Source organism: Paenibacillus sp. FSL R7-0026, from assembly GCF_038004485.1.
GTDB classification, from domain to species: domain Bacteria; phylum Bacillota; class Bacilli; order Paenibacillales; family Paenibacillaceae; genus Paenibacillus; species Paenibacillus xylanexedens_A.
The window spans coordinates 2564671-2590579 of sequence record NZ_JBBORG010000001.1; the positions used below are offsets into that span (position 1 = coordinate 2564671).

Below are 25909 nucleotides of genomic sequence, written 5' to 3' on the forward strand. Positions count from 1 at the left end.
ATAAAGGGGCGAAGAGAGCGAATGATTCAGTTCGAAAATGTATCGAAACAATATCCTGATGGAACAACGGCTTTGCGTCAGGTTAACCTCAACATTAACAAGGGAGAATTGTTTGTCATGATTGGTCCGAGTGGATGTGGCAAAACCACCATGCTCAAAATGATCAATCGCCTGATTGAACGAACAGATGGAACAGTGCGCATTAATGAACGCCCAATCGATGAATACAACATTCACGAATTGCGCTGGAATATAGGATATGTGCTGCAACAGATTGCACTATTCCCGCATATGACAATTGCCGAAAATATTGCAGTTGTTCCTGAACTCCGAAAATGGAAGTCAGATCAAATTAAGGAGCGTGTACATACGTTACTGGACATGGTGGGTTTGCACGGAGATACGTACAGTGAGCGTAAACCGTCCGAGTTATCCGGAGGACAACAGCAGAGAATTGGTGTGTTGCGTGCACTCGCTGCCGATCCCGAGATAGTTTTGATGGATGAACCGTTCAGTGCACTCGATCCAATGAGTCGGGAGAAATTGCAGGACGATATTCTGGATATCCAGCGTCAGATGAAAAAAACAATTGTGTTTGTCACCCATGATATTCAGGAAGCGATGAAGCTGGGGGATCGCATCTGCATCATGAAGGATGGACAGGTTTTGCAGGTAGGCACCCCGGAAGAACTGATCCGACAGCCAGCTAATGATTTCGTACGTGAATTTGTTGGAAGTCCTAACGCCGATACGATTTCACAATCTGATTTTGATCTCGAATCCATCATGTCACCACTCTCACCGGGTCATGTGCCAAAATCAGCCAAAACCGCCGTCCCCGCATCCATTACGTTAACGGAGTTAGTTGATATCATGGCTTCCCATGACCATCTGCTGGTTGAACGTAACCGCCAGATTATTGGCGAGATCAGTCGAGTTGATCTGATGAAATACTGGTCTGGTCAGTTACAGGAACGAGGTGAAGGACATGAGTAGATTCACGGAGGTGTTCAGTGAGCGCAAAGGTCAATTGTTGTCTGCTCTGCTGGAACATATTCAGATCTCATTTATCGCATTGTTCTTTGCTGTCCTCATCGCTATTCCGCTTGGTATATACCTTACACGCAAACCAAGAGTGGCTGAACCCATTATCGGGGTTACGGCTGTGTTGCAGACGATACCGTCCTTGGCGCTTCTCGGATTGCTCATCCCGTTATTCGGCATAGGCACACTTCCTGCAATTATTGCATTGGTGGTGTATGCGTTGCTTCCTGTACTCCGCAACACGTACACGGGCATATCCGAAGTTGACCCTTCCATGGTCGAAGCGGCGAATGCGATGGGCATGAATAGTTGGCAACGTCTAATCAAAGTGGAACTGCCACTGGCGATGCCTGTCATTATGGCTGGAATTCGGACCGCGATGGTCCTGATTGTAGGAACAGCCACACTTGCTGCCTTGATCGGCGCAGGAGGTTTGGGGGCATTAATCTTGCTGGGCATTGATCGCAACGATACGGCACTGATCATCCTTGGAGCCATTCCGGCAGCATTGCTGGCTATTTTGTTTGATGTACTATTGCGTCAATTCCAGCGGTTATCCTTCAAGAAAACATTGGTTACCTTGGGTTCGCTGGCTCTGATCGCGATACTTGTGATCACCATTCCCTTCTTGGCACGTGGAGGGCAGAAGGATCTCGTGATTTCCGGGAAATTGGGGGCGGAACCCGAAATTCTCATTAATATGTACAAATTGCTAATCGAAAAAGATACAGACCTGACCGTTGAACTAAAACCCGGATTAGGCAAAACGCCATTCCTTTTTAATGCACTCAAGTCGGGTGATATTGATATCTATCCTGAATTCACTGGGACAGCCATCTCCGAATTCATGAAGGAAACGGCAGTGAGTACCGATCGGACAGAGGTGTACGAACAGGCAAGAGATGGAATGCTGAGCCAGTTCAACATGGTGCTGCTGAACCCTATGGATTACAACAATACGTATACGTTGGCCGTTCCAAAGAACATCGCAGATCAATACAATCTCAAGACCATTTCGGATCTCAAACCGGTGGAACAGCAGATAAAGGCAGGATTCACGCTGGAATTCTCGGATCGGGAAGACGGATACCTTGGCATACAGAAGAAGTGTGGGATTGAATTCCCGAACGTTGCAACAATGGAACCCAAGCTTCGCTATGGTGCTCTTCAGCGCGGAGATATCAACCTCGTAGATGCCTACTCCACAGATAGTGAGTTGAGACAATATGAACTCGTTGTGCTGGAGGATGATCAGGAGTTATTCCCACCGTATCAAGGCGCGCCGATGCTTCGTCAAGAAACGGCAGATCAATATCCACAACTGGTTGAGGTGCTGAATCAGCTTGCTGGCAAAATTACGGATGACGAGATGCGTCAGATGAACTATGACGTGAACGTAGAGGGAGCGAATCCTGAACAGGTTGCAGCAGAGTACCTTAAACAGGCTGGATTGTTGTAACTTCAGGCATCCCTGCAATAGATGTACCAAAAGGATGAGGAGGAACCATGATGACACAAAAAACGTATGACTTGATTGCGATTGGAACAGGAAGCGCGGCAAGCTCTGTTATCACCCGTTGCGCTGAAGCAGGCTGGAAAATCGCTGTAATTGATGAACGTGAGTTCGGCGGAACGTGTGCACTGCGTGGCTGTGATCCCAAGAAAGTGCTGGCCGGAGCCGCGGAGCTGATTGACTGGAATGAACGGATGCAAGGGAAAGGAATTCAGGGACAGGCGACCATCAACTGGTCTGAACTTATGGCCTTTAAACGCACCTTTACCGAGAGCATACCTAGAGCAAGTGAAGATCAATTCAAACAGGCCGGAATGGATACGTTCCATGGTAAAGCTTCATTTGTCGATGAAGACCATATTCAAGTTGGAGAAGAAGTGCTCCATGGCAAACACATCCTGATTGCTACTGGTGCAAGACCTGCGCCACTTGAGATTGAGGGCTCAGAGCATCTTATATATAGTGATGACTTTCTGGATCTGGAACAGCTGCCGGATCGTTTAGTTCTGGTAGGCGGTGGATACATTGCATTTGAGTTTGCGCATATTGCGGCCAGAGCCGGGACGGAAGTCCACATCCTGCATCGGAGTGAGCAGCCTCTGAAGTCGTTTGATGCGGAGCTGGTAGAATGTTTGTTACAAAAATCGAAAGAGATTGGCATTCATGTTCACTTGAACGCGGAGGTAAAGTCCATACGGCAAGAGGGAAATGCGTATGTCATTCATGGCACACGCAATGGTGCAGATCACCAGTGGCAGTGCGGACTTGTCGTTCATGGAGCCGGGCGTGTTCCTAATGTGGATGGGCTGGAATTGGAGAAAGCCAACGTCAGCTACAGCAAAAAGGGGATTACGGTGAACGAGTACTTGCAAAGCGAAAGTAATCCGAGAGTGTATGCTGCTGGCGATGTAACGGATACAAAAGGGTTGCCCTTGACCCCGTTAGCAGGTCAGGAATCTCGGGCTGTATCGTTCAATTTGTTGGAGGGGAATCAACACAAACCTAATTATAAAGTGATGCCTTCCATTGTGTTTACTGTCCCTGCCCTTGGAGCTGTAGGTATGAGCACGGAACAAGCCAAGAAAGAGGGCTACGAGGTGCAGGTAAATGATATGTCGAAATGGTATACTTACAAGCGAACTCATGAAAAATTTGCCATGGCCAAAGTGGTGATCAACAAATCAACCGGACGTATTCTGGGTGCGCATGTGCTCGGGAGCAAAACAGAAGAGTTGATCAACCTTTTTGCAATGGCGATTCAGTTCAATCTGACTATCGATCAGTTAAACACCATGAATTTTGCATATCCTACTGCTGCATCGGACCTGGGTTCTTTAATTTAGAAGTGATGATGAACTCCCCTTTGGGACGGAAGGAAGGATGAAAACAACGATGTCATCGGATTTTATTGGGCTTCATGAAGGCAAGTGGACGAAGGAACCCGTTGCTGCACGGATGGATGGGGATCGTTTCGTTGTGGAAGCTCGGGAAGGCAGTGACTTCTGGGAGAACACATTCTACGGGTTCTGTCATCGGGATGGACATGCCATGCTTGCTCCATGGGACGGAACGGAAGCGATTGAGGTATCGTTTGATCTAAGCTCATTCACCGAATTATATGATCAGGCGGGACTAATGTTATGGTACGGAGAAGACCAATGGATCAAGGCCGGAGTTGAGGTCAATGATGGCGTGGCACATGTTGGAGCCGTCGTGACGGATACGTATTCGGATTGGTCACTCTCTCCTGTGCCAGAGTGGGGTGGACGAATCGTAACAATCAGAGCCTCCTACAGTAATGAGGCTGTTGTCATTCGTGCTCGCACAGATGAGCATCCTTGGCGTACGATTCGGGTTGCACGGTTTGCCTATCCGACGAACAAACACGCAGGTCCATTTCTGTGTTCACCGAAGCGTGCAGGGTTCGAGGTAGCCTTTACCAAGTGGAGATCCACGACACCCGATCAAGACTTGCATACAGATCCGCCGATTACGGATTAAAACAAGTTAAGAGGCACGATAAACAATGAAACATGAACAGGTGTATCTGGCTTAGAAAGCAAGACAACACGAATAAGCAAATCTTCCATTAACGGAGGACTTGCTTATTTTTGTGTTTAAACTTGGACTCTGAAGAGTCTCCAGTTACTCATTTCATCATTCAACGGGGTCAGTGAATTCTTTTCGCACATACAATAGAGTGCTTGCGAACTTTACTTGAGTTTAACGTTTATTTACTCGTGTCCGTATCCAGGGACTGGGGTTCGGTCTCTTTTTCATCCTCACCATCATTGGACTTATTGAACTCAAGCATACGCTCCTCGTAATCATCCAGGAACCATAACGGGTCCATACTGTCTTCCTCACCGTTGTAATTGATTACGATTTCGTCGCCAGCCTTGATGTCTGTATAAGCGTAGAAGTCAAAGGTGTGGTTATCAAAATTGATATCGTAAGTAGCGTTAGGTTCATAGGAGTGGTTGATCAGACTGCCGTAACCGAGCAGAATGGCGGTATGATTCGCCCCATATTCGAACACGTAATCTTCCAAAATCGTTTTTTCGACATGCTCATGATCTTCATTTGGGTAAGGCACAACGGGTGCCTGATGGATAAGGGTTCCTTTGGCAATATCAACGGTAGCAAATACCCCGCGGTTAAACTCACTACCATCACCCAACTTGGATTGTTTCACTTCAATCATATTGTTCACCTGATGCTCTTCGAAGAGCTCCGTTCTATATAGTAGTAATTCGTTAAGGCAAAATTTTAACCCATACTTTCATATAAGGCAAATTTCAGACAAAAAGGTGTAATATTTTTTAATATGGCGTTGAGTTGTGCAGGATATAACGCTTATAATATACAAAGAATTAAGTCTATATAGAAAAGGTGTCATGAATGAGCATATTAAATGTAGAAAAATTAAGTCACGGTTTTGGTGACCGTGCTATCTTTAACGACGTTTCATTCCGCCTCTTGAAGGGCGAACATATTGGTCTGATCGGGGCCAATGGTGAAGGTAAATCCACCTTCATGAACATTATTACAGGAAAACTTCAGCCGGACGAAGGCAAGGTGGAGTGGTCCAAACGGATGCGTGTTGGTTATCTGGACCAGCATGCTGTATTGAATAAAGGCCAATCGATCCGTGACGTACTTCGCGGCGCGTTCCAGTACTTGTTTGATATGGAACAGGAAATGAATGATATGTATGGCAAAATGGGCGATGTTACCCCGGAGGAGCTTGAACAACTGCTTGAAGACGTGGGTACGATTCAGGATACGCTGACAAACCAGGATTTCTACATGATCGATGCCAAAGTGGATGAAACCGCACGTGGTCTGGGTCTGACGGATATCGGTCTGGATAAAGACGTCAATGACCTGAGTGGTGGACAGCGTACCAAAGTACTGCTTGCCAAGTTGCTGCTGGAAAAACCCGATATTTTGCTCCTCGATGAGCCTACGAACTATTTGGATGAATTGCATATCGAATGGTTGAAACGTTATTTGCAGGAATATGAGAATGCATTTATCCTCATTTCTCACGATATTCCGTTCCTGAACAGTGTAATCAACTTGATCTATCACATGGAGAACCAGAATTTAACTCGTTATGTGGGCGATTATGATCATTTCCAGGAAGTGCATGAGATGAGAAAACAGCAGCTGGAGTCGGCGTACAAGCGCCAACAACAAGAGATTGCTGACCTCAAGGATTTTGTAGCGCGTAACAAAGCAAGTGTAGCTACACGTAATATGGCGATGTCCAGACAGAAGAAACTCGACAAGATGGATGTCATCGAGATCGCCAAGGAGAAACCGAAACCGCAGTTCAACTTCCGTGATGCAAGAACATCCGGCAAGCTCATTTTCGAAACCAAAGGTCTTGTAATTGGATATAACGAACCGTTGTCCAGACCACTGGATCTGCGTATGGAGCGTGGGCAGAAGATCGCCCTTGTTGGTGCGAACGGAATCGGTAAAACAACCCTGATGCGCAGTATTCTGGGTGAAATTCAGGCTCTGGAAGGAACCGTTCAACGCGGTGAACATCTAGAGATTGGTTACTTCCAGCAAGAGATGAAGGATGCCAACTACAATACATGTATTGAAGAGATCTGGCAGGAGTTCCCTTCCTATACCCAATTCGAGGTGCGTGCTGCACTTGCAAAATGTGGTTTGACTACAAAACACATTGAGAGCAAGGTAGCTGTACTAAGTGGTGGCGAGAAAGCTAAAGTGCGTCTCTGTAAGCTGATCAATAACGAAACCAACCTGCTTGTACTCGATGAGCCGACGAACCATCTGGACGTTGATGCCAAGGAAGAGTTGAAACGTGCGCTCAAGGCTTACAAAGGCAGTATTCTTCTGATTTCCCACGAACCGGAATTCTATCGTGATGTCGTTACGGAGACGTGGAACTGTGAGTCGTGGACAACAAAAGTATTCTAAATAGAGGTTGTTCAAAAAGTCCGCTTTTGATTACGAATCATGTGCGAGCTTGCGAACAAGCTCGAAGCGTGAGAAAAGGCGCGAATTTTGCTTGCAAAACAGGCAGAACTCGCGTCTTTTTTGCGTGGTTTTAACGAAAAATGTTTGAGCCCAATTCACAGTTGACAGCTTGAATAAGGCAATAATATAATTCAGGAAAGCGATTACATTTATATATTAAAAACCTGTTTCACTGCATAGGGGCAAAAAAAACACGGTATTCCGTATGGGTATCATTGCACTTAGAAGGGAAGACGGGTCTTTTTTTTGCACTCCAATGAAACCGGTTTCATTAAAATAAGGAGGTGGACAAAAGCTCGTTACTGACCACTGGTTGCTGAGGATAGGCTGAACAACAACACCGCGCATACATGAACCATGCTTTCATCTTTCATGCCAAAGGAGAGAATGAACATTGGATAAACTCAGGAAACCCATGATATTTATGTTATCAGCAACACTTGCGCTGTCTTCGGGACCGTTGATGCTGCCGAGTAAGGCGTATGCCGATCTGAGCAGTATACCCGCCACGTTGTTGCAGGACGATTTTTCGGATGGGAATTTCACGGAATCACCCGCGTGGAACGTAAGCTCAGGCAACTGGGAAGTGTTCGCTGACCCGACAGATGCGTCCAACTTTACGCTTTTCCAGAGCGATACCAATGAAGGCATCATCTCTACTGGAGACTCCATGTCGGACATGACCGTGTCCATGCGCTTTTACACGGGAGCCGGTCAGGGGTATCCGGGAATATTGCCGCGGTTTCAGGATAAGAGCAACTTTTACTATTTTCAAATGCAGGTTCCCAATAATAAACTCGTTTTCTCCAAACGGGTGAACGGATCAGACACAACTTTGAAAACGGTGGACTATGCTTTTGCCAAAGATACATGGTACACGCTCAAAGTGGTGTTATCAGGTACCACCATTCGCGGGTATATCGCGGAAAACGGCTCCGATCGGTTGGTATTTGATCTGGTCGATACTACATACGGGTCGGGTACTGTGGGCATTCGGAATAAGTGGCAGTCGGTACATACAGATGACGTGATCATTGCCGAGCAACCGCCGGGGAACGATATTCAGCTCTCTATTGCTGAGCAGACGGCGTCTTCGGTTTCACTGCAATGGTCTGAAATCGCGGGAGCATCAGCCTATCGCTTGTACCGTTCCTCTACGCCTGAAGGCGGTTATTCTCTGGTAACCAGTACCGGAACTTTGGAACACATGGATGAAGGATTGAGTGGGGATACGGTGTATTATTACAGGCTCGCTTATGAATACGGAGGCCTAACCGAATCATTATGGACTGCTCCGCTGGAAGTTCGGACGACTGCGTCGGCACCACAGGCTCCTGGCGAATTAAAGGCCGAGGCACTCAATGCCACAAGCGTGAAGCTATCTTGGTCCGCTGTGGACAAGTCAACTGGTTATCGCGTGGTTCGGGCCGAAGCTAGCAGTGAGCAATATGAGCAGATCTATGAAGGGAAAGGGCTCACATTCACAGATAATGCACTCGAGCCTGGCAATAGCTACAGCTATCGTGTGACGGCCTATAACGTAGCTGGGGAGTCAGCGGCTACTGTTGCAGAAGCCACGACATACTCTATTGACTCTCCAGCAGAGTTCGTTGCCACAGCTGTGACGGACACATCAATCTCTCTGGGGTGGAATGTCTTGCCTGGATCTGATGTAACGTATATCGTGTCCCGTTCAACCAGTGCTACGGGTACGTATCAGCAGGTCTATAGTGGCAATGAAAACACGTTTAACGATAGCGGTCTGACGATGGGCACAGGATATTTTTACATCATTCAGGCGACCGTGGACGGCGTAACTTCTCCAGCATCCGCACCGCTGGGTGTTGCCACAGTTCGCACAAGCATTACACCAGGGCAATTGTGGCCAGATCTGGACGGTAAGCCGATTGATGCGCATGGGGCAGGCTTTTTCTATGATGAACAGACGGAGATGTATTACTGGTATGGCGAATATCATAAGGGCGGCTGGCCAGCTGTTGGTGTGCGTGTGTATTCATCCAAGGATCTGATGAACTGGACCGACGGAGGCATGGCTCTGACGACGCTTCAATCCATGGACGATTTTGACAATGACCCGTTGATTTCCGAATTGTATGCGGGGCGTGAGGACCGCGTGGATATCTGGGCAGATATCCGCAAAGGACGGATTATTGAACGACCAAAGGTCATCTACAATGACAAAACGAAGAAATACGTTATGTGGGCCCACATGGACGGCGACAAGGACCCCTACAACGATAATGCGAATTATGGTAAGGCGCGGGCCGGTTATGCGATCAGCGACTCTCCAACAGGGCCTTTTGTGTATCAGAAGAGTTACCGGATGGACAGAGCTCCCGAAGGGGAGAAAGATTTCTTCCCAAGCGACCGGGGTATGGCACGTGATATGACGTTGTTCAAGGACGATGACGGTACCGGTTATCTAATCTACTCCAGCGAAGAAAACCTGACACTCTATATCTCCAAACTGAATGAAGACTACAGTGACGTAACAGGGTGGCATAAGGAAGGACGAACGGATGACAAAGGCAATCCGGTACGAGATTCCACCTATCAGGCGGAATACGGCGTCGATTACGTGCGTGTGTTCCCGGGAGGGCAACGCGAAGCACCAGCGATGTTCAAGTATCAGGGGAAATATTATATTTTGACTTCCGGAGCTTCTGGCTGGGCCCCTAACGAAAACAAAGTGACGGTGGCGGATAACATTTTTGGCCCGTGGTCAACGCAGACCAATCCGTTCGTGCGTACGTTGCCGAGTGATCCCGATCCAGGCAAAGCATTTGGCACACAGACCACTTCCGTCATTCCGGTCGACCCGGAAAAAGGCAAATTCATTTACGTGGGGGATACGTGGAATGGTGGCAATTTCTCGAATGATGCTGCAAAATACGTGTTCTTGCCAATTGAGTTTGGAATAGGCTCCGACATCGCGATCAAGTGGTATAACAGCTGGACACCTGATCTGCTGAATTCGATGGGCAAGGTTGATATTGCTGATCCGTTGCCAGAAGCCGTGGCGCTAGGCAAAGTCCCATCCCTGCCAACAACATTGAATGTGCGCGAGGGTGGAGCACTGGTATCAACGCCAGCAGTATGGACGATTGATAACCGGGCCATGACGGCAGAAGATTTTGCTAAGCCAGGACCGCTCACATTACAGGTAACCACACCGGAATATAACAACAAAAAGCAGGCAGTTCACGTAAACGTCATTCCGGAGAATACACTATATTTTGTGAACAGCGGAGGTTACGAAACGGCTGATTACAGCCTCATGGGTGCTTATATGAAAGGAACGCTTGCCAACCCGGGAACGGCCGATCAGATGTACGCTCCGGCTGAGGGACGTAATTGGGGTTATGTCAGCGCAGATGCACTGGCATCCGGTTCGAATGGCGGGGATATATTCTCGACCGTACGTTATCTGAACGGTGGAAATGTCAGCAATTCACCTAAAGGCACGGACTTAACCTACAGATTCGATGTGCCAAACGGGACATACGACGTATACGCCGGATTCAACGATCCGTGGACCAATGCATCGCGCAGAGCGAATTTCATCATCAATGGCACCAATACCGGTGCAGTTTCTTTTACACCTGCCAGCGTTAGAGCCCACAAAGACATCAGCGTGTCGGACAACAAGCTGGAGTTGACCGTGCGCAATACGGCATCGCAGGACCCGATGATTAGCTGGATTATGATCGTTAAACCTGACGCCGCGCCACCTGCAAATGATAGTGCTGGCCTTAATGCTGATGCGTTAGATTCAACGAGCGCAACGCTTCGCTGGGATGCTCATCTTGGTGCAGCAAGCTACAAGCTCTACCGCTCAGATCGTGAGCAAGGAGAGTATAAGGTGGTCTACAGCGGCAATGGACGGGAGTACACGGACAGTGAACTAAACCCCGGCACGGAATATTATTACAAAGTAGAGGCTTTGGATGCCACGGGGAAATCCTTGAGAGGTGTATCTTCCGCTTATCAGGTGCACACGGCTCAGCAGAGCGCTGCTGATGTAGCCACAAGCATTACAGCGTTGGAACAGCCTTCCGCAGGTGCAAAAAAACTGAAGTTCCCTTCCGTGCCGCAAGGTTTCACGGTGAAGATCGCTTCCAGTTCGGTATCGTCGGTCATTCAAACTGATGGAACGATTGTCCCACCATCTAAGGAAACAACAGTAACCCTGGAGTTGGAAATTACTCGAACTTCTGACGACAGTAAAGCCTTGACTGCACCGTTGACGGTGAAGGTGCTGCCATCTGTGCCTTCCCCCGGAGGCAACCCTGGTTCGGGCGGTAGCCCAGGCGGCAATGCCGGTGAAAATCCAGGTAATGGTTCTGGTTCATCCAGCAATGGTGGACAATCAGGAAATGGTAACCCAAGTGCAGAGAATACGGTACCACAACCTAAACCGGAGAAGGACCGTTCTGTTCTGGAGTTGCAGGGACAGTCTGACCAGAAGGGTGTAGTGCAGTCCAACGTGGATGCTTCAACGATTAAAGAGGCTTTTCAAGTTGCCCCTTCAACGGATGCGGGTCAGCGCTTGGTCGAACTTCGGCTGAAGCCGGTTTCGGGAGCAACGTTATATGAAGTATCTCTGCCTGCCTCTGCGTTAATAGATCAGGGAGAGTCACATGTGTTCAACATTGTTACAGAGCTGGGAACGTTGGAGCTTCCTGCGACACTGTTAACAAAGGATATAGTTGGTGATGGGATTGCATCAATCCGATTGGTCAGAACGGAGTTACCAAAAACAGTCGCAGATCAGCTTGGCACGCAATATGGAGTCCAGCTTGAACTTCAACTGGATGGTCAACCATGGCCATCGGAAAGCCAGTTAATACTTCGTCTGCCATTCCAATCATCACAAAATGCTCAGCAGGATCGGATTGTAGCATTTGCCATTGGCGCGAACGGTGTGGCAACCCCGTTGCCGCAAAGTTACTACGATCCAAACAGCGGGCAGCTTGTATTTTCCGTCACATCACTCACAGGAAATTATGCTGTTGTGCCTGTGGAGCAGACATTCGCAGATCTTGCAGAAGTGCAGTGGGCCAAGAAAGCAATGGAGGCTTTGGCTGCCCGAGGTGTAATTGATGCTGAGGCAAGCGGTGATTCCACCCAGTTACATCCAAAACAGGAGATGACCCGCGGCCAATACATGCAATGGTTGATGACTGCGCTGGGTTTGAATGCTTCTTTCGGGAATGCGTTCTCTGATGTAAACGAAAAGGCTCCGTACTACGAAGCAGTTACAGCTGCACGTTCGCTAGGTATCACCAGTGGTACCGGTGACGGGCGCTTCTTGCCAGAGTCCACGATCACTCGTCAGGAGATGATGACATTAACAGTTCGCGCACTTGCAACGGCTGGACTGGTTGACTCCGAGAAGGCTGGAACAGATAACCTTACTCGTTTCCGTGACGTTTCCGAGATTCGCTCTTATGCCCGGGATAGTGTGGCATTACTTGTGGATCTGGGCATCGCCCACGGGTACAACGGTGAGGTGAAACCACTTGCCGAAGCAACCCGAGCCGAATCGGCTACGTTGTTATATGCGATGATGAGCAAACTGGTATGGAAGAAATGATGATACACCAGAATCGTAGCGCGTGAAAAAGAAGGCTTACTTTGACCTGGAGCCCAGGTTGGAGTAAGCCTTCTTAATTATAAGCCAGCCATGGGCGAAAAGTAATTTACTCAACGAACATGTAGCTTCATGTCGTTTTACAGTTGTTATCCGTAATGTCTACGAATGTTATCTGTAATGTCTGCAAATTGTTAATTGTAATGTTTGCCGATTTGGTATGCTTGCTCCAGCAAGCTTTCAATATGTTCTTTGGATTCTGAAATGGTTTCATAGAGGAATTCGACTCGTGATTCCTGCATTCTTGCATAACCCGCGATCCCGTTATTCAGATAATTGGAAATCATGTTGTAATAGTCGTATTTATGGAATGAAGCCTCCGTTCCTCCAGCTAGTGCAATCCACAGTGCCTTTTTGGAGTTTGCCTTGTTCAGCAGGCCCATGTTCCATACCTTGTCCAGATAAGCTTTGAGCATGGAGGGAACGTTGTACCACCAGATCGGGAAAACAAATACAATGGCATCAGCCGCAAGCACACGATCCAGCTCTTTGCGAATCACAGGAGCATGCTGTTTGTCGGGATTTTGCCAGTCTCGCTCATCTTCAACACCATATAGTGGATCGAATCCGTCATGATATAGATCGAGGATATCGATTTCATGGGAATTCTCCTGCATACCTTCTATAAAACGATTCATCACAGCAAATGTTAGGGAATCCTGTCTTGGGTGAGTAACGACCAGTTTAACTTTCATGTAGGAGTAACCATCCTTTTTTCTTTTTATTTTGGTTAAACATTCTGACCAATGTTATTATAAGTTTCATGACATCTTCTTGAGAAGTACGCACCTGAGAGTGCTGTAGATACTTTGGGGTTCTTCGGTTACTTTTAATAACGGATATACATATATGTGAATTATGGGGGAGTACAAGTGGAACAAGAAATGAAAAAATATGAGAGTGGTGTGCAGGCGATGCTGGAACTGGTCGGTGGAAAATGGAGGATTCTTATTCTGCATCAGCTGATATCAGGTAAAAAACGAACAAGCGAACTTCGCAGAGCCATTCCTGGCATTACCCAGAAGGTCTTAACCCAGCAGCTGCGTGAACTGGAAAAGAATGAAATCATCCATCGGATCATTCATCCCCAGATTCCGCCCAAGGTAGAGTATGAGATGACAGAGTACGGCTTGACACTACAGGACATCATTGACCGCATATGTCTATGGGGAGAGAATCACTTGGACAGAGTATACGGAGATAAAAGCAGAGTGCTTGGAGATCATTTTAGTGACTATATTCCACTTTCAACTTCAACTTAAGCTGGCCGAAAACTTAAGAATAAAACAAAACCGTCCTTGATTTAAAAAGGAGGGTTTTTGTTGTTTTTTGTCCTTTATCAGCGAAACTGATAAATGCTATAAAATCATTGAAATTGACCCTCAACACCCGGTGTGTTAGGTTTTAGAGAGAAGAAATTAAATTAATGTGATGATTTTAGTCGGAATTAAAATCGAAGCAATGCGCGAGGTGGCAAACAGTGGAACTTCAAGTGACAAACAGCCCTTTTAATCAAGAACAAGTTGAACTGCTTAATCGTCTTATTCCTACATTGACCGATGGACAACGTACTTGGTTGAGCGGATATATTGCAGCAATTCAGGCAAGCGCGACAATAGCGGCTCCAGCTAACCTGGTACAGGCTGCACCAGCTACAGGTATTGCACCTGTCAGTGCTCCGCCAGTATCCCGGGAAGTTACCGTGCTTTTTGGTTCACAAACCGGGAATTCCAGTGGCCTATCGAAAAAGCTGGCTAAGAAACTTGAAGAGCAAGGTCTTCAGGTAACCTTGTCATCGATGGGAGATTTCAAACCGAACGGACTCAAGAAAATTGAAAATCTCCTCATCATCGTCAGTACGCATGGCGAAGGCGAACCACCAGATAATGCGATTCCGTTGCATGAATTCCTGAACAGCAAACGGGCTCCAAAGCTTGAAGGACTTCGTTACTCGGTGTTGGCTCTCGGAGATACCTCCTATGAGTTCTTTTGTCAGACAGGTAAGGACTTCGATAATCGGTTGCAGGAGTTGGGTGGTACAGCTCTTGTACCGCGTGTGGACTGTGATGTTGATTTTGATGAAGCAGCTGCGGAGTGGATGAATGAAGTACTGGCTTCATTAAGCAGCACATCTGGTGCTGCGGGCACAGTAACCACGGAGGCTGTTACAGCTGCGGTGAGCGGCGGGGAATCCGAATATGATCGCACGAATCCATTCAAGGCTGAAGTGTTGGAGAATCTCAATCTGAATGGCAGAGGATCGGACCGTGAAACACGCCACATTGAGTTGTCTTTGGAAGGTTCCAGCCTGGATTACGAGCCAGGTGACAGCCTTGGGGTATTCCCTGAGAATCATCCGCGCCTTGTAGATGAATTGATTGCAGCCATGGGATGGAATGCCGATGAACGCGTGACCGTGAATAAAAACGGCGATCAGGCATCTGTGCAAGAAGCGTTGCTGCGTTATTTTGAAATTACAGCTGTGACGAAACCGGTCGTGGAACAACTTGCGAAACTGAATCCTGGGAGTGGCCTGACAGCGTTACTCGCAGATGATTCCGAATTCCGCACGGTCATGAATAGCTGTGATCTGCTGGATCTGGTTCAGGATTATAATCTGAAAGGGATTCCTGCCGGAGAGTTCGTAGCTGCTCTTCGTAAAATTCCGGCACGTCTGTACTCCATAGCGAGTAGTTCGAAGTCTTTCCCGGATGAAGTTCATCTAACCGTTCGCTCGGTACGTTATGAAGCACGTGGCAGAGAACGTTACGGTGTATGCTCGGTACATCTGGCTGAACGAATCGAAGCTGGCGACACCCTGCCTGTATATATACAGCATAACCCGAATTTCAAGCTGCCTGAGAACCCGGATACACCGATCATCATGGTTGGCCCAGGTACAGGTGTAGCGCCGTTCAGATCTTTCCTTGGTGAGCGTGAAGAAACAGGAGCAGAGGGCAAGACATGGTTGTTCTACGGAGATCAGCATTTCGCCACGGACTTCTTGTACCAGACGGACTGGCAGCGTTGGCTCAAAGATGGTGTGCTCACTAAGATGGATGTAGCCTTCTCACGGGATACGGAACAGAAAGTGTATGTACAACATCGCATGTTGGAACACAGCAAAGAACTGTACCAGTGGCTTCAGGAAGGTGCAAGCGTATATATCTGTGGTGACGAGAAAAAAATGGCACATGATGTGCATGCTGCGCTCACCACGATTCTTGAACAAGAAGGCGGCTTATCGCCTGAGCAGGCATCGGAATATCTGACACGGTTACAGCAGGAGAAACGTTATCAGCGGGACGTCTATTAATTACCGGCCTAGCCGGATTGCACCATCCCGCAGAGACGAGAGGAGAAAGCAGCATGGTTTATAATAACTTACTTAACCCACAGCGCACGAATAGTGATGTTGAAGATATAAAGATCAAAAGTGATTACTTGCGCGGAAGTCTGACCGAAACGTTGGCTGACCGCATCACGGGTGCCATTCCAGAGGACGACAACCGTCTAATGAAACACCACGGCAGTTATATGCAGGATGACCGTGACCTGCGTAATGAGCGTCACAAATCCAAGCTGGAGCCTGCATACCAATTCATGTTGCGTGTGCGTGCTTCCGGTGGGATTGTAACCCCGGAGCAGTGGTTGATGATGGACAGAGTGGCACATAAATATGCAAATGAGACGATTCGTCTGACCACACGTCAGTCTTTCCAACTGCATGGTGTACTGAAGTGGGATCTTAAGAACACCATTCGCGAAGTGAACGATTCGTTGCTAAGCACACTGGCTGCATGTGGTGACGTAAACCGTAACGTGATGTGTAACCCGAATCCGAATCAATCTGATGTGCATGCTGAAGTGTATGAGTGGGCATGTCAGGTGAGCAATCATCTGGACCCTCGTACGCGGGCTTATCATGAGCTATGGCTGGACGGCGAGAAAGTGATTGATTCTCAGGACTCCGACGAAGAAGTTGAACCAATCTATGGCAAAGTGTATTTGCCACGGAAGTTCAAAATCGGTATTGCTGTACCACCATCCAATGATGTGGATGTCTATTCACAGGATCTTGGCTTTATTGCTATTGTGGAGAACGGTAAGCTGCAAGGCTTCAACGTTTCCGTTGGCGGCGGCATGGGGATGTCTCATGGTGACGCCAAAACCTATCCTCAGGTGTCCAAAGTCATTGGTTTCTGTACTCCGGAGCAAATGATTGATGTGGCAGAGAAAACAGTTATGATTCAACGTGATTATGGGGATCGTGCAGTTCGTAAACATGCTCGTTTCAAATATACGCTGGATGATCGTGGTGTGGAGTGGTTTGTCGAAGAGCTGACCACCCGTCTGGGATGGAAACTGGATGCGGCACGTCCGTATCATTTTGAGACTAACGGAGATCGATATGGTTGGGTAAAAGGTAATAATGGCAGATGGCACTACACGCTGTTCATTCAGAATGGTCGTGTAAAGGATGTTGATGGATATCCGCTCATGACGGGTTTACGTGAAATTGCCAAAGTGCATACGGGTGATTTCCGTCTGACTGCCAACCAAAATCTGATCATCGGTAATATTAGCAGCCAGAAAAAGAAAAAGATTGAAGCACTGATTCAGCAATACAATCTGACCGATGGTGCACATTACTCTGCGCTGCGCAGAAGTTCGATGGCTTGTGTTGCGCTTCCGACTTGCGGTCTTGCGATGGCTGAGTCCGAACGTTACTTGCCGTCCCTGATCGACAAACTGGAGCCTGTACTGGACGAAGCCGGGCTGAGAGACGAAGAAATTGTCATTCGGATGACGGGTTGCCCGAACGGATGTGCAAGACCAATGCTGGCGGAGATTTCATTTATCGGTAAGGCACCAGGTAAATACAATATGTATCTTGGTGGCAGCTTCACCGGACATCGTCTGAATAAGCTGTACAAAGAAAACATTGGGGAAGCCGAGATTCTGGACACGTTGACTCCAATGGTGAACCAATATGCCAAAGAGCGCTATGAAGGTGAACATTTCGGAGACTTTGTCATCCGTGCGGGCTATGTTCCTGAAGTGTTGGATGGTCGACAATTCCACGCTTAATTGACCGGGTAAGATGAACGAAGTTAGGACAGATTTAGGGACGGAAGCATTCCTTATGGGGTGCTTCTTGTCTGTTATATATGGAGTGAATAGAGGTAACGTTAGTCGCTGCTGAGAGATTTATAAGAGGATAAACTGAGGCTAATCTTCAAATGGAGATGGATAATCACCGCAGTTATTCCCATTATTTCGTGTGTATTAACTTGTTGAAGTACGCTCAACAAGATATAATGGCATAGTAGAAAGCAGATTACATGTTGAAAGTGAGCGGAAACGATATGGGTCGTAAGTGGAATAATATCAAGGAAAAGAAAGCTTCAAAAGATGCAAACACGAGCCGGGTCTACGCTAAATTCGGCGTTGAGATCTATGTAGCTGCCAAGAAGGGCGAACCGGACCCGGAAGCGAACCGTGCACTGAAAGTCGTGCTGGAACGTGCCAAAACGTATAATGTACCCAAGGCCATTATTGATCGTGCGATGGAAAAAGCAAAAGGCAGCGGGGATGAGAACTATGAAGAGCTGCGTTATGAAGGCTTCGGACCGAATGGTGCGATGGTCATCGTTGATGCACTCACCAACAATGTGAATCGTACAGCGCCGGAAGTGCGCTCTGCGTTTAACAAAAACGCTGGCAACATGGGTGTCAGTGGTTCTGTTGCTTACATGTTTGATCCAACAGCGGTTATCGGTATAGAAGGCAAAAACTCCGAGGAAGTACTGGAACTTCTGCTTGAAGCAGATGTGGATGTACGTGATATCGTGGACGAAGACGATGCTGTAATTGTATATGCAGAACCGGATCAATTCCACGCTGTACAAGAAGCATTCAAAGCTGCTGGCATTACTGAGTTCACAGTAGCCGAGCTGACCATGCTTGCGCAAAACCATATTGAACTTCCAGAGGATGCACAAGCTCAGTTCGAGAAACTGATCGATGCGCTTGAGGACCTTGAAGATGTTCAGCAGGTCTACCATAACGTAGAGTTCGTGTAAGAGAACGAGGCGATACGTGGTTTGATTGCATAAAAAGAGTGTCTGACCAATCTGCGGGATTGGACGGACACTCTTTTTTTTGTTCGTTTACGAGTCTGACTGCAACGTTCCAGGGGACTGCTCTGATTTTTCCGATTTACTTCCACCGAACTTGAACAACACAATTCCACCAACAATGACAAGTACACCGATCAGCTGATTCCACGAAAAAGGAATCTGCTCCAGGCCTAGCCATCCCATGGAATCAAATAGGAGCGCAAAACTCAGTTGGGATGTCAGCACGATCGAGATGGCATACGTGGGACCAAGTAACTTCATGCCTTGCACGAGACAGAAGACTACACCAACGCCGATGGCTCCACTGAGCCAATACCAAGGTTGCATATGCTGAAAGCTGAATGTATTTTTGCCCTCCACTAGCAGAGAGATGAGGAACGAAGCAATAAACCCGGTGAAAAGCACCATCGTTGTTGTGGACCATGAACCGGTGCGTTCATTGACTTTGCTATTAAAAATCGTTTGTAGACTGACAAGTGCACCTGCCAGTAGTGCAAGCGAAATACCTGTGATTAACATGGTTGTCGAACTCCTTATTCATAAATGTTGTGACCTGCTATTTCACGTAGACCCGCTCGGTCCTTGATCATAATCAATCCCTGATGTCGTTCAATTAACCCGTCTGCACAGAGCTTCTGGATGACCCGGTTCAGGTGTCGGTAACTAGTGCCGATCAGATTTGCGATGTCGGTCAGATTGAACGCGTCCAGCTCTTCATGAACGACGTTGCCCGCTTCTTCTGTTGAGATGGAGAGCAGGTAGCTGACTAGACGAACCTCAACGGGATACATCAGGTTGAAATTGGAAAAGTTCGAGTCAATGTAGAATTTGTGAGAGATGATTTTAAGCAAAAATTTAAGTAAAGGTGCATAATCGCTGGCAAGCTCAGCGAGCCATTGATAATGAATGCGAAGCATCACCACAGGTGACACGGCCTGAACCGTATTAACAATATCGCTTTCACGGACATACTCTATGTCACCGACAACTTCAAGCGGTGTTTTGAAACAAAGCACCAGCGTTTTGTCCTGTGCGGAGGTGGTGAAAATCTTGATTTTACCTTCGACTAGTACGTACAAATATTCGGAAGTTTCCCCTTCACGACAGATCAGTTCACACTTCTCAAAGTGGCATAACGTCATATGTGTACGCAGGGGCTCGTGAAATACAGTTTCGAGTTGATATTGCTTCAGATATTGTATTAATTGTTGCTCGTTATGGATCTCTTGCACGCTGTTATTCACCCCCGACGATATGTTTCAATCCTTCTCCAAAAACTATAGTTTCATAATAATGACACCAGTCACCATTAAGGCAATGCCCAGAAATTGCGGCAGTTTCATCTTTTGTTTCACCACGCCGAACCATCCGTTACTATCCACCAGAAAAGTCAGGAACAGCTGAGCAATGAGCAGAGCCGAGATCGTGAATGTAACCCCAATTTGCTGAATGGCCGTTACTTCGCTGAAAATAATGACGGCGCCAAAAGCACCTCCAGCCAAGTACATAGGTTTTACTTGTTTGAGTCCTTGAAGGTTGGTGTCTCTAACAAACATTAGGATCAGCGCCGCTAAGATGAATCCCGTCAGTTGTGTAATCGTAGCGGCCTGCCATGTGCCCATGTCGGTGCTAATCCGAGTATTGGCAACCCCTTGGAGCGTGATACACGCGCCGCCCAGTAATGCAAAAATAATTCCTCTCATATGTACGCTCCTTATTCAATCACTTCGACTTCTATTATTAAATGATAAATTGACTCTGAACGCCAAGGACAAATGTCCTGAGCTTTGAAGTCACAGCATTTAGAGTACAATAAAGAACTCGGGAAATCCAGATGGGGCATGAAGAGAGGCGTGACATATGTGCTCAGTACTCATTTTTCATCATAATCAAACGAACCAGTGACACCTTATTGTACTAATTCGATTGAATTGAGAAATCTAACGAATCTCAGCGACGTTAAATGGGTTATGTCGGGTAGAAATGGGCGGTAAAACAGGGGGACATGGAGGAATAGGGTGTCTACGATTCGTTACTTTTGAAAATCGGCAAATATTCGCTTAATAGAGTGTGTCAGGTTCGTTAGCTATCCAAGAAATGAAACGAGAGTCTGCCCAGCGTACCCCGGAGCATAGAAAGTATCCAAAGCTCCAGGGTAGGACAGGCAATGAGATTAGAAGCAATTAGCTAGAAGATCCTCTCCGTACACATCAAATCCATATCATTAGATCACAGTGTACACAGACTTCTCGCCTACAAAACGAACAGACAATTCGGGAAAACGTTCTGCCAACCTGTCTGCTAATAGCTTCATTCCCGAAGCCTCGCTCTCTGCATGCCCCATCATGATTAGTGCCTTGGACTTGCCTTGTTGCATGGCATCACGGATATATTCAGGTGTCTCCCACTCGAATCCTTCTCCAGCAATGATGAGGTCCACTTGCTCGTTCTGAATCAAGGGAATCGTCACATGTCCATTACCACGAAAACCTACCAGTACCGCTGCGCGTCTACAGACTATTTCCGCATGGCCTGCAACGCGTACATAATCGATGCCTAGGGAACTTTTCACATGGTGAGCAATAGCTTGGGCGGTGCTTCCTTCCGGAAAAGAAAGGATGTCTGCTTCTGGTATTCGTTGCTCCACATAAGAGGACCACCCCAAGGCCTGAATCAGTCCTTCGGTAATGCCATCCGGTTGGAAGCGGTGGATGATATCATGACATCGATAGATGGAAATGCCTGCTTCGTCGATCAACTTTCTTTTGTCCACATAAACCGAATCATTTGCAAGCCAATCCGTATCACTGTGATGGTTATAAAACGGAGATTCATGCGCAATGATCAAGTTCGCACCTTGCTGTATGGCTTGTTCAATAACATAATGTGTGGGCATAAAAGCAATGATAATACCTGTGACCTTACGATTAAGGGAGCCCGTAATGAGCTGATCTACCGTGTTTTCCGGCAATTCAATGTTATCTGTGAGATGAAGTACAACGTCTTGAGCTGTAAGATCCATAGAATGCATTCCTCCAATGACAGGATATAACGTTAGTGTACCATGTTGACATCTGAAATCTACTGCCTTCCAGATTATAGGGTCGTTTTTATTGTTTTCGGTTAATACTAGAACATACAGATTACAGTCAGTTAAGATAACAACGGAGGAATGCATTGGCTGTACATTGATGTTGGATTCATATAGTTTTCTCAAACAAGAATAAGTATACTTACATAGAGTCTTTGCTTGTCTTAAATGGAGCTGAGTGCAAGAAAAGCAGTTTCTATTTCAATATACTGAGAATCAGTTGAGGATCAGCATTCATTTGCATCAATAGAACAGATTGTGAAAGGGGATAACTACGATGACAGCAACAACTATTATGGAACGTCTGAAGAGCGAGACCGCTCATTATCACAGACAAGTAGAACAGAACCCTTATGCTAAAGCCATTATGAATCAAACTGTGACTATAGAAGAATATAGAACATATTTAGAGAAATTTTATGGATTCCTGAAACCGCTGGAAGATCAGGCTGTACAGCAGCCTTTCTGGGGAAGCACGGGATTGGATATCGAGATTAGAGGCAAGGCTGGACTGTTGGAAAAAGATTTACGAAATCTGGGTGCAAGTGAAGAGGAAATCAGCCAAATTCCGCTCTGTGAAGAACTGCCGGATATTTCAACACCTGCGCGTTTGTTCGGATATCTGTACGTCATTGAGGGGTCCACGAACGGTGGACAGATTATAACCAAACGTTTGTCGCAGTTCCTGCCGATTGATGCTGATCGTGGTTTGGAATATTTCAATGCTTACGGCTCAGAAACAAGAACAAGATGGAGCGAGTTTACAGGTTTGCTACAGCAGTCCATCAGTACTCCAGAAGATCATGACAACATGGTACACAGTGCATCAGAGACATTCCGACTACTGGAGCAGTGGATTAATACGGACAAGTAACATCCCTTTTCATCAACCTGAACGCCTGTAGGGCGGACTTTTTTCATATTTTAGAAGGTATCTATATAAGTTGAACTAATACATTTACACCTAACGGAGAGGACAGAAAAAAGCTGGAAAAGCGCAGCGTTCGCCCAAAGCTTTCTGCAAGAAAGCTGCATCGTAAGCATACGCGTATAACCGGATTTTTCCCTTTAGAAAAGGGAATCGATAAAATCTGGGGATAACAGCGATTGGAAGGTTATTCTGTCATCGAGTGCAATGTAAATAATCATTAGTTCAACTTATATAACATCATGAGAGGGGATTTTCCTGGCCATGGCCGAACCAAAGTCCAAAAAAGAACAAAATTTGTTAAACCGCACACTGCTTCATCAGGGGACTTACACGAATGATCCTATAGATCTGAATAACTGTGATAAAGAACCCATTCATATCCCTGGCTTTATCCAACCTCATGGTGTTCTTTTGGCCATCAATACCAGTCATACGCCAACCATTGTTCAGTGTAGCCAAAATACGGAGGACCATCTGGGTATTGCCTATGAAGACGTTTTGGGCATGCCTTTGGAAAATCTGATTGGCAAGGAAGATGTATGCAAACTGTTGGCTAGCAGCTTCAATGCAGATGTAACCTCTGATTTGCATTACATGGACCTGACCATTAAGGTATCCGGTGAAGACCGGATCTTTTCTTCTGTTCTTCATGAAAGTGAAGGTCTGCTTATTCTGGAAATTGAGCCTTTTTATGAAAAAGAGGACATGGAGACTACCGACTTTGAATGGATATCCCGTTTCTTTGGTCGGATCAAAAGTACAGATAGTCGTGTGGAAGCAAGTCAGATTGCGGCTGAACAGGTGAAGGAAATGCTCGGTTATGACCGAGTCATGATCTATGAGTTTGACGAGCAATGGAACGGTAAAGTTATTGCTGAAGCACGTGAACAAGAACTCGAACCATTCTTGGGACATCACTATCCGGCTTCGGATATTCCCAAGCAGGCTTGGGAATTGTATCTTCGCAATTGGCTACGAACCATTGTGAATGTCGATTATAAACCCGTCGAGATTGTGCCTATGCTCCAACCGCTCACAGGCAAACCGCTGAATTTGAGTCTTTCGGTCCTGCGCAGCGTATCTCCTCTTCATATCGAATATTTGCATAATATGGGTGTAGGTGCGACCGTTACGATCTCGCTCATTCATAACAATCAGCTGTGGGGACTCATTACATGCCATCATTATTCGGCTAGATATGTGCCCCATCGCGTACGGAATCTGTGCAATTTCCTGGGCGCGTTCTTCTCGAATGAATTGTTTCAGCGTCAGCAACTCGATGATTATCAATCGGAGATTCAATCACGTGAAGCCGCTTCACGAATTGCCAACATTTTTATAGGTAACACAAGTCCTGCCCGAGTACTTGAGGAATTACAGGGAGAAGAAGAGACGGTGCTGAATCTGATGGGTGCTGCCGGAGCAGCAATCTGTTACCAGGACAAGTTGTTGTTGTATGGTGAAACGCCAAACAGTGGACAGATTCGTGAACTGGCAGGTTGGCTTGCAGGAAAGTCCGAGGATTATAGTTATCATACGTCGAAGCTGAGTGCAGAGTATGAAACATCCAAAGCTTATCAGGATAAGGCTTCCGGGGTTATTTATGTTGCCATTTCGCCTGGACAGCATAACTACATGCTCTGGTTCCGACCTGAGGTTGTCCAGGTTGTCGATTGGGCGGGTGACCCAGCCAAAGCGGTGCTCAAGACGGATGACGGCATGCGTCTGTCGCCTCGTAAATCATTCGAGAAATGGCGTGAGGTTGTAAAGTCAACTTCGTATCCATGGACATCCAAAGAGCTAAGCGTGTTACCTTTACTCAAAACCATTGTACGTCGGCAAACAGAGAACCAGTTGGTTCAGGCCGAAGAACAGGCGCTGCAGAATGCTCGTATTTTGCGACAAAATGAACAGCGTTATTTGCAGTTAATGGATTACTCGCCCGTGGCATTTTTTACTTTGACTGACGGTCAGATTATCTACTGTAATACGAAGGCTGCCGAGTTGCTCGGGTTCGAGAGTTCCAAAAACCTGATGGGCAAGGACTTCGGGGCGTTTGTACCTGAGCAAACGAGAGTGACGTTACAACAGAATTTTGAGGAATTAGAGCACAATAACACAAGTTTGATTACCAGCCAGTCGTATTTCACCACAGCTGCAGGTACCTCATTGTTGCTTGAAAGTACACTTGCTTCTGTTACGCACGCGGGTAAGCCTTCCGTAATGGTACTTCTGCACAGTGGATCGTCCCACCATGAACAGGACAATTACACTGAAACGACGAGCCAGCTGCAGAGTTATCTGACGACAGATCCGTTAACGGATATGCCGATTCAGACGGTGTTCAAGTCACAGCTTCAAGCTGACTGGGATGACTGTTTACAGGAAAAATGCAGTCTGGGACTCTCATTATAGATATTGATGATTTCCGTTCGTATAATGCAGCATACGGCCTTCAAGGAGGCGACCTGTGTCTGCAATGGATCGGTGAGGTGCTTACCGTGGTTAGCGAACAGCACAATGCTCTGATCTCTCGCCTTCGCGGAGGTACATTTATGTTGAAATTGAAGAACACAACGTCACAATATTCAGCTAAACTTGCGGAAGAGATCAGACAACATGTGCTGGCTCTACAGATTCAAAGGGAATCATCCGGTCCGAGCGGAGTTGTCACTGTTAGTGTCGGTGGTGCAGTACAGGTACCAGATGAGAATTCCAATGCATCCGAATTGATCGAAAAAGCGAGTCGAGCGCTGGCTCAAGCCAAAAGTGAAGGCAAAAATCGCGCAATTGTCGTGTGATTACGCCTGTGCAACGTTCGATTTGAAACGATACAAACATTATTTGAAAAAAGTTAAAAATACATGATGAAAAGAGGGCAGAAATGCCTTCTTTTTTGTGTCCAGGAATGTCTAAATTTCGTCACCGCAGACACAGGACAAGTGATATAATGATCCCTATGGATACACTTGTTCGTATTCTGTCTTGGAGGAGG

General features: G+C 46.8%; 19 protein-coding genes. 13 read left to right on the top strand and 6 right to left on the bottom strand.

Going from position 1 to position 25909, the window contains the following annotated elements:
- Window positions 1-21: 21 nt before the first annotated feature.
- From MKY44_RS11780 to MKY44_RS11795, 4 genes are read left to right on the top strand one after another with little or no spacing between them, the layout of a single operon-like run.
- Window positions 22-996, top strand: a complete 975-nt coding sequence (locus tag MKY44_RS11780) for an ABC transporter ATP-binding protein (RefSeq protein ID WP_341007176.1) — start codon at window positions 22-24, stop codon at window positions 994-996.
- Window positions 989-2503: an osmoprotectant update ABC transporter permease/substrate-binding subunit OpuFB gene (opuFB, locus tag MKY44_RS11785; protein WP_341007177.1), complete on the top strand. Its 1515-nt coding sequence runs from the start codon at window positions 989-991 to the stop codon at window positions 2501-2503. The genes MKY44_RS11780 and opuFB overlap by 8 nt, the downstream gene beginning before the upstream one ends.
- Window positions 2504-2553: 50 nt before the next feature.
- Window positions 2554-3900: a dihydrolipoyl dehydrogenase family protein gene (locus MKY44_RS11790; RefSeq protein ID WP_341009836.1), complete on the top strand. Its 1347-nt coding sequence runs from the start codon at window positions 2554-2556 to the stop codon at window positions 3898-3900.
- A 37-nt stretch (window positions 3901-3937) separates the two neighbouring features.
- Window positions 3938-4558, top strand: a complete 621-nt coding sequence (locus tag MKY44_RS11795; protein WP_235200736.1) for a DUF1349 domain-containing protein — start codon at window positions 3938-3940, stop codon at window positions 4556-4558.
- A gap of 229 nt (window positions 4559-4787) precedes the next feature.
- Here MKY44_RS11795 and MKY44_RS11800 read toward each other — a convergent pair whose 3' ends face one another.
- On the bottom strand, window positions 4788-5261 hold the full coding sequence (locus MKY44_RS11800) for an SET domain-containing protein (protein WP_341007178.1): 474 nt from the start codon (window positions 5259-5261) through the stop codon (window positions 4788-4790).
- A gap of 197 nt (window positions 5262-5458) precedes the next feature.
- Here MKY44_RS11800 and MKY44_RS11805 point away from each other — a divergent pair, with 197 nt between their 5' ends.
- The gene (locus MKY44_RS11805; RefSeq protein WP_017688769.1) at window positions 5459-7015 is read left to right on the top strand and encodes an ABC-F family ATP-binding cassette domain-containing protein; all 1557 of its coding nucleotides are present in this window, start codon (window positions 5459-5461) and stop codon (window positions 7013-7015) included.
- Window positions 7016-7469: 454 nt separating this feature from the next.
- On the top strand, window positions 7470-12692 hold the full coding sequence (locus MKY44_RS11810; RefSeq protein ID WP_341007179.1) for an S-layer homology domain-containing protein: 5223 nt from the start codon (window positions 7470-7472) through the stop codon (window positions 12690-12692).
- Window positions 12693-12883: 191 nt separating this feature from the next.
- Here MKY44_RS11810 and MKY44_RS11815 read toward each other — a convergent pair whose 3' ends face one another.
- A complete protein-coding gene (locus MKY44_RS11815; RefSeq protein WP_341007180.1) occupies window positions 12884-13444 on the bottom strand; it encodes an NAD(P)H oxidoreductase in 561 nt (186 codons plus the stop codon).
- Between the two features lie 177 nt (window positions 13445-13621).
- Between MKY44_RS11815 and MKY44_RS11820 the strand changes: the two genes are divergently transcribed.
- From MKY44_RS11820 to MKY44_RS11835, 4 genes are all read left to right on the top strand, one after another.
- Window positions 13622-14011, top strand: a complete 390-nt coding sequence (locus tag MKY44_RS11820; protein ID WP_339187782.1) for a winged helix-turn-helix transcriptional regulator — start codon at window positions 13622-13624, stop codon at window positions 14009-14011.
- Between the two features lie 218 nt (window positions 14012-14229).
- On the top strand, window positions 14230-16065 hold the full coding sequence (locus tag MKY44_RS11825) for an assimilatory sulfite reductase (NADPH) flavoprotein subunit (RefSeq protein WP_341007181.1): 1836 nt from the start codon (window positions 14230-14232) through the stop codon (window positions 16063-16065).
- A 53-nt stretch (window positions 16066-16118) separates the two neighbouring features.
- On the top strand, window positions 16119-17840 hold the full coding sequence (gene cysI / locus MKY44_RS11830; protein ID WP_338594332.1) for an assimilatory sulfite reductase (NADPH) hemoprotein subunit: 1722 nt from the start codon (window positions 16119-16121) through the stop codon (window positions 17838-17840).
- 278 nt (window positions 17841-18118) lie between these two features.
- Entirely contained in the window at window positions 18119-18835 is a 717-nt protein-coding gene (locus MKY44_RS11835) for a YebC/PmpR family DNA-binding transcriptional regulator (protein WP_036608916.1), read from the top strand.
- An 87-nt stretch (window positions 18836-18922) separates the two neighbouring features.
- Here MKY44_RS11835 and MKY44_RS11840 read toward each other — a convergent pair whose 3' ends face one another.
- The 4 genes from MKY44_RS11840 to MKY44_RS11855 all read right to left on the bottom strand — a co-directional run bounded on the left by MKY44_RS11840 (window position 18923) and on the right by MKY44_RS11855 (window position 21914).
- Window positions 18923-19411 (bottom strand): DMT family transporter, encoded by a 489-nt coding sequence (locus MKY44_RS11840; RefSeq protein WP_341007182.1) that lies wholly within the window; start codon window positions 19409-19411, stop codon window positions 18923-18925.
- Window positions 19412-19425: 14 nt separating this feature from the next.
- Window positions 19426-20124 (bottom strand): Crp/Fnr family transcriptional regulator, encoded by a 699-nt coding sequence (locus MKY44_RS11845; RefSeq protein ID WP_047842749.1) that lies wholly within the window; start codon window positions 20122-20124, stop codon window positions 19426-19428.
- Window positions 20125-20169: 45 nt separating this feature from the next.
- A complete protein-coding gene (locus MKY44_RS11850; protein WP_036608521.1) occupies window positions 20170-20595 on the bottom strand; it encodes a DMT family transporter in 426 nt (141 codons plus the stop codon).
- A 521-nt stretch (window positions 20596-21116) separates the two neighbouring features.
- Complete coding sequence (locus tag MKY44_RS11855; RefSeq protein WP_341007184.1) at window positions 21117-21914, bottom strand: Nif3-like dinuclear metal center hexameric protein; 798 nt, start codon at window positions 21912-21914, stop codon at window positions 21117-21119.
- A gap of 346 nt (window positions 21915-22260) precedes the next feature.
- Here MKY44_RS11855 and MKY44_RS11860 point away from each other — a divergent pair, with 346 nt between their 5' ends.
- The 3 genes from MKY44_RS11860 to MKY44_RS11870 all read left to right on the top strand — a co-directional run bounded on the left by MKY44_RS11860 (window position 22261) and on the right by MKY44_RS11870 (window position 25715).
- Window positions 22261-22857, top strand: a complete 597-nt coding sequence (locus tag MKY44_RS11860) for a biliverdin-producing heme oxygenase (protein WP_341007185.1) — start codon at window positions 22261-22263, stop codon at window positions 22855-22857.
- Window positions 22858-23175: 318 nt separating this feature from the next.
- The gene (locus MKY44_RS11865) at window positions 23176-25329 is read left to right on the top strand and encodes a PAS domain-containing protein (RefSeq protein WP_341007186.1); all 2154 of its coding nucleotides are present in this window, start codon (window positions 23176-23178) and stop codon (window positions 25327-25329) included.
- Window positions 25305-25715: a diguanylate cyclase domain-containing protein gene (locus MKY44_RS11870; RefSeq protein ID WP_341007187.1), complete on the top strand. Its 411-nt coding sequence runs from the start codon at window positions 25305-25307 to the stop codon at window positions 25713-25715. Before MKY44_RS11865 ends, MKY44_RS11870 begins: the two co-directional genes overlap by 25 nt.
- Window positions 25716-25909 lie beyond the last annotated feature (194 nt).